This window comes from Pseudomonas sp. SWRI68 (assembly GCF_014269165.1).
Classification (GTDB): Bacteria; Pseudomonadota; Gammaproteobacteria; order Pseudomonadales; family Pseudomonadaceae; genus Aquipseudomonas; species Aquipseudomonas capeferrum.
The window spans coordinates 158,428-163,367 of sequence record NZ_JABWRU010000001.1 but is presented as its reverse complement, the minus strand read 5'-3'; the positions used below and the strand labels follow the sequence as shown (position 1 = coordinate 163,367).

At 66.8% G+C, this 4,940-nt stretch carries 3 protein-coding genes; all 3 read left to right on the top strand.

Features of this window, described 5'->3' with window-relative positions:
• Positions 1–64: 64 nt before the first annotated feature.
• From HU770_RS00745 to HU770_RS00735, 3 genes are read left to right on the top strand one after another with little or no spacing between them, the layout of a single operon-like run.
• Complete coding sequence (locus HU770_RS00745) at positions 65–1,501, top strand: TolC family outer membrane protein (protein WP_033701236.1); 1,437 nt, start codon at positions 65–67, stop codon at positions 1,499–1,501.
• Positions 1,498–3,660 carry a type I secretion system permease/ATPase gene (locus tag HU770_RS00740; RefSeq protein ID WP_186661059.1) on the top strand — a complete coding sequence of 721 codons (2,163 nt, stop codon included), beginning with the start codon at positions 1,498–1,500 and terminating at the stop codon, positions 3,658–3,660. The genes HU770_RS00745 and HU770_RS00740 overlap by 4 nt, the downstream gene beginning before the upstream one ends.
• Positions 3,657–4,841 carry an HlyD family type I secretion periplasmic adaptor subunit gene (locus tag HU770_RS00735; protein ID WP_033701238.1) on the top strand — a complete coding sequence of 395 codons (1,185 nt, stop codon included), beginning with the start codon at positions 3,657–3,659 and terminating at the stop codon, positions 4,839–4,841. The genes HU770_RS00740 and HU770_RS00735 overlap by 4 nt, the downstream gene beginning before the upstream one ends.
• The last annotated feature ends 99 nt before the right edge of the window (positions 4,842–4,940 follow it).

Here is a 4,940-nt window from a genome sequence, read left to right as displayed (position 1 = left end):
GGCCGCTGCAACCCCGCCGGGCCATCGCCCGGCGGCAAGGACGGAATAGCAGTAAGGGAACTATGTGAAGCGAAGCAGTCCGCTGTCACCGCTGTTGCTGGGAGCCTTGGGGCTCCTGGCCCTGAACTTCAACACGGCTGCCCAGGCGGCCGATGACATCGACCCACAACTGCGCCAGATCGGGCCATCACTGTTACGTGATGCGCCCGATGCAGTGCCCGCCCGCCCTGCCATCGGCATGGCCCCCGTCGCCAATGGCGACCGCCTTGGCCTGACCGAAGCGGTGCTGCAAGCCGCGCAATGGCACCCCAGCATCGCCGAGGCCATCGGCAACCTCTACAAGCAAGGCGAAGGCATCAATGTTGCCCGCGCCGGTTACTACCCGCAGATTTCCGGCGGTGTGCGCACTGGCTATGACACCGGCTACGGCGGCGACCGCAACAGCCAGGCGCTCAACCTGTCACTCAAGCAGATGCTCTACGACTTCGGCAAGGTCGACAGCGCCGTCAGCGCTGCCCAGGCCGCCGCCGCCCGCGCCCAAGCCAATATCCTGCTGGTGGTCGACGAACTGGCCCGCGACACCGCCTATGCCTGGGTCGAAACCCGGCGCTACGAACAACTGATCACCATTGCCCGCGACCAGATTCGCGGGGTGGGCGACATCGCCGGCATGGCTCGCCAACGCAGCGACATGGGCGCCAGCACCCGCTCCGACGTGGTCCAGGCCGAGTCCCGCGTGGAAAGCGCCCGCGCCACCCTGGAGGAATACCAGTCACAGTACGAACGCTGGCGCTCGACCCTGGCATCGTTGCTGGGGCGGGTCACGCCACCGGCGCTGGCCGAAGAATCGCCACCCGAGCTGAACCAGGCCTGCAAGCGCCCGGCACAAGGCGACGACCGCTTGCCCGCCGTGCTGATGGCCTTGGCCCAGCGTGCCCAAGGCCAGGCCGAACTGGCCCAGGCCAAGGCCGAAGCCTACCCCACCGTGTCGCTGCAGCCGCAGATCAACCACTACCTGGACAACGACTACGACCGCGACAACTCACGCATGGACCGCACCCAGGCAGGCATCTACCTGAACGTCGAGGTGCCCATCTACCAGGGTGGCGCCATCAGCGCCCGCAGCCGCGCCGCCGGCCATGCGCTGACTGCCGCCGACTCGGCCGAAGATGCCGCCCGCCTGCAGGCCCGTCGCGGCCTGGCCGAGGCCATGGCGCAGACCTCAGGGCTGGGCCGTCGGCTCAGTTCGCTGGAGGCCCGCCAGGTCAGCATTCAGGAAGCCCGCATGCTGTACGGCCGGCAGTACCTGGACCTGGGCACCCGGCCCCTGCTCGACCTGCTCAACGCCGAGCAGGAAATCTACCAGTCACGCTTCGAACTCGCCGGCACCCGCTCCGACCTGCTGCGCCTGGATGTCGACTGCCTTTACAACACCGGCGCCCTGCGCACGGCCTTCGGGCTCGAGGGGCGTAACCTGCAAGGTGTGGAGATCCAGCCATGAACGAATCCGTCAATGTGACCCTGCCCAGCCAGCCCCCGGAGCAAACGGCCCAGCAACGGCCAGACCTGGGGCCTTGGCTTGAGGTCATGCTCCAGGTCGCGCACCACTACCGCCTGGACGTGTCGCCGCAACGCATACGCCTGGCGGCCGTCGAAGATGCCCGCCCACTGGATGAAATTCTTCGCCACATGGCCCGCCAGGCCGGGCTGGCGCTGCGCTTCGTGCGCTTCGATGCCAAAGGCCTGCGGCAATGGCGCACGCCGCTGGTACTGGAACTCGACGACGGCCAGTTGGCAGTGGTCGAGTCGGTAACCGAAGAGGACGACCTGGCGGTAGTCTTCGCCGGTGACCAGGGGCTGACCTCACGCCTGCCGCGCGACACCCTCAAAGGGCGCATCACCCGGGTTGCCCTGCTGCGCCCGGCGCGGCCGTTGCGCGATGTGCGCACCGACGACTACACCGCCCCCTACGACCGCCACTGGTTCGCCCGCATCGTGTTGCGCGACCTGCGCCCGTATGGGCAGGTGATGGTCGCCTCGCTGGTGGCCAACGTGCTGGCCCTGGCCGGCGTGCTGTTTTCCATGCAGGTGTACGACCGGGTGATCCCCGCCGAGTCCCTGCCCACGCTGTACGTGCTGTTTGGCGGTGTAGTACTGGCGCTGGTGTTCGACTTCAGCATGCGCCTGCTACGCCTGAAGGTGACCGACCTGCTGGGCAAGCGCGCCGACCTGCGCGTCTCCGACCTGGTCTATGGGCATGCCTTGCGCCTGCGCAATTCGGTGCGACCCAAGTCGACCGGCTCGTTCATCTCGCAGTTACGCGAGCTGGAGTCGATCCGCGACCTGATCACCTCAAGCACCGCCACGGCCCTGGCCGACCTGCCGTTCTTCCTGTTGTTCCTGTTCGTGTTCTGGCTGATCGGCGGCGTGCTGGTGTTCATCCCGCTGGTGGCGTTGCTGGCCATGGTCCTGCCCGGCCTGCTCGCGCAACGGCGCCTGGCCCGCCTGGCCAATGCCTCGATGCGTGAGTCGGCGCTGCGTAACGCCATGCTGGTTGAGAGCATCCAGGGCCTGGACGAAATCAAGGCACTGCAAGCCGAGGCACGCTTCGAGCGCCAATGGAACCAGTACAACGCCGCCTGCGCCCACACCAACCTGCGCCTGCGCACCCTGACCAACGGCCTGGTGACCTGGACGCAGAACGTGCAGGGTGCGGTGTTTGCGGTGGTCATCGTCATCGGCGCACCGATGGTGATCGCCGGCGACCTCACCACCGGTAGCCTGGTGGCGGCGTCGATGCTGTCGTCGCGCATGATGGCGCCGCTGGCACAACTGACCCATGTGCTGACTCGCTGGCAGCAGGCCAAGGTGGCCCTGCAAGGCCTCGACAAGTTGATGCAGTCACCGGTCGATCACCCCGAAAACGAAGCCCGCGTGCACCTGCCGGCCATCCGCGGCGAGTATCAGCTGCGCCAGGCCAACTTCCGCTACAGCCCGGAGGCCCCGCCCGTCCTGAGCATCGCCCAGTTGGACATCCAGCCGGGGGAACGCATCGCCGTGCTCGGCCGCAACGGTGCCGGTAAATCCACCCTGCTACAGGCCCTGGGCGGTGCCATGGACCTGGTGCAGGGCGAAATCAACCTGGACAGCATCGCCCTGGCCCACCTCGACCCTGCCGACCTGCGCCGCGATGTCGGCCTGCTGCCGCAGTACTCGCGGCTGTTCCACGGCACCCTGCGGGAAAACCTCACCCTGGGTGCCGGCCAGGCCAGTGATCAGGAGTTGGTCGCCGCCCTGGCCGCCACGGGGGCGCTGGACTTTGTCCGGCGGCTGCCCAAAGGCATGGACCACTTGATTCTGGAAGGCGGCGTGGGCCTGTCCGGCGGCCAACGCCAGGCCCTGGTGCTGTCACGCTTGCTGGTGCGCCAGCCGCAGGTGCTGTTGCTGGACGAACCCACCGCGTCCCTCGACGACATGACCGAACGCAAGCTGCTGGATAACCTCGAACGTTTCTGCCAGGGCCGCACCCTGGTGATCGCCACTCACCGCCTGAGCGTGCTGCAGCGGGTCGACCGGATCCTCGTGCTCGATGGCGGGCGCATCGTCATCGACGACAAACGCGATGCCGCGCTGGCGAAACTGCAAGGAGCCCAGGCATGAGCAACCATGAACTCCCGGCGTCCTACCTGGACGGGCAGGACGACCAGGCGGTGTTCCGCGCCGGCCGTATCATCACGATCTGTGCGCTGATGCTGGCGGCGTTCCTGGCGTGGGCGGCCTGGTTCGAGGTGACCGAAGTGTCCACCGGCACCGGCAAGGTGATCCCCAGTTCACGCGAGCAGGTGATCCAGTCGTTCGAGGGCGGCATCGTCGCGCAGATGAGCGTGGCCGAAGGTGACCTGGTCGACCGCGGGCAGGTACTGGCCCAGCTCGACCCGACCAAGACCTCCTCCAGCGTCGGCGAAAGCGAAGCCAAGTACCGCGCGGCGAAGGCCAGCCAGGCCCGCTTGCAGGCCGAGGTGACCGGCAAGCCGTTGGTGTTCCCCGACAGCCTGCGCGACTCACCCGACCTGATCGACGCCGAGACCGCGCTGTACCAGACCCGCCGCCGTGGCCTGGAGCAGACCCTGGCCGGTATCGAGGACTCGCTGCAACTGGTGCGCAGCGAGCTGAAGATCACCGAGAACCTGGCGAAGATGGGCGCCTCGAGCCGGGTCGAGGTGATCCGCTTGAACCGCCAGCGCTCGGAACTGCAGCTCAAGGCCAACGAAGCGCGCTCCGATTACCTGGTGCGTGCACGCGAGGAACTGGCCAAGGCCAGCGCCGAGGCCGACAGCCTATCCGAGGTGATCCGCGGGCGTAGCGACTCGCTGACGCGCCTGACCCTGCGCTCACCGGTGCGCGGCATCGTCAAGGACATTGAGGTCAATACCTTGGGCGGTGTGGTGCAGCCCGGTGGGCAAGTGATGAAGATCGTGCCGATGGACGAGCGCCTGCTGATCGAGACCCGCATTGCACCACGGGACATCGCCTTCATCCACCCCGACCAGGCGGCCAAGGTCAAGATCAGTGCCTATGACTACTCGGTGTACGGCGGGCTGGAAGGCAAAGTAGTCGGCATCTCGCCGGATACCCTGCAGGACGAGGTGAAGCCGGAGATCTACTACTACCGGGTGTTTATCCGCACCGAGCAGGACAGCCTGCAGAACAAGGCCGGCAAGCACTTTGCGATCGTGCCCGGGATGATTGCCACGGTGGATATCCGCACGGGCGAGAAGACCATCCTCGACTACCTGATCAAGCCGTTGAACCGGGCCAAGGAAGCCCTGCGCGAACGGTAATCGTGGGGGCGCTTTGCGCCCCCCGCTCTATCAGGCCAGGCAGCGACAACACGCCCACTAAAGCCCGACGCAAATACGCCGATAACCCGTTATCCCCCT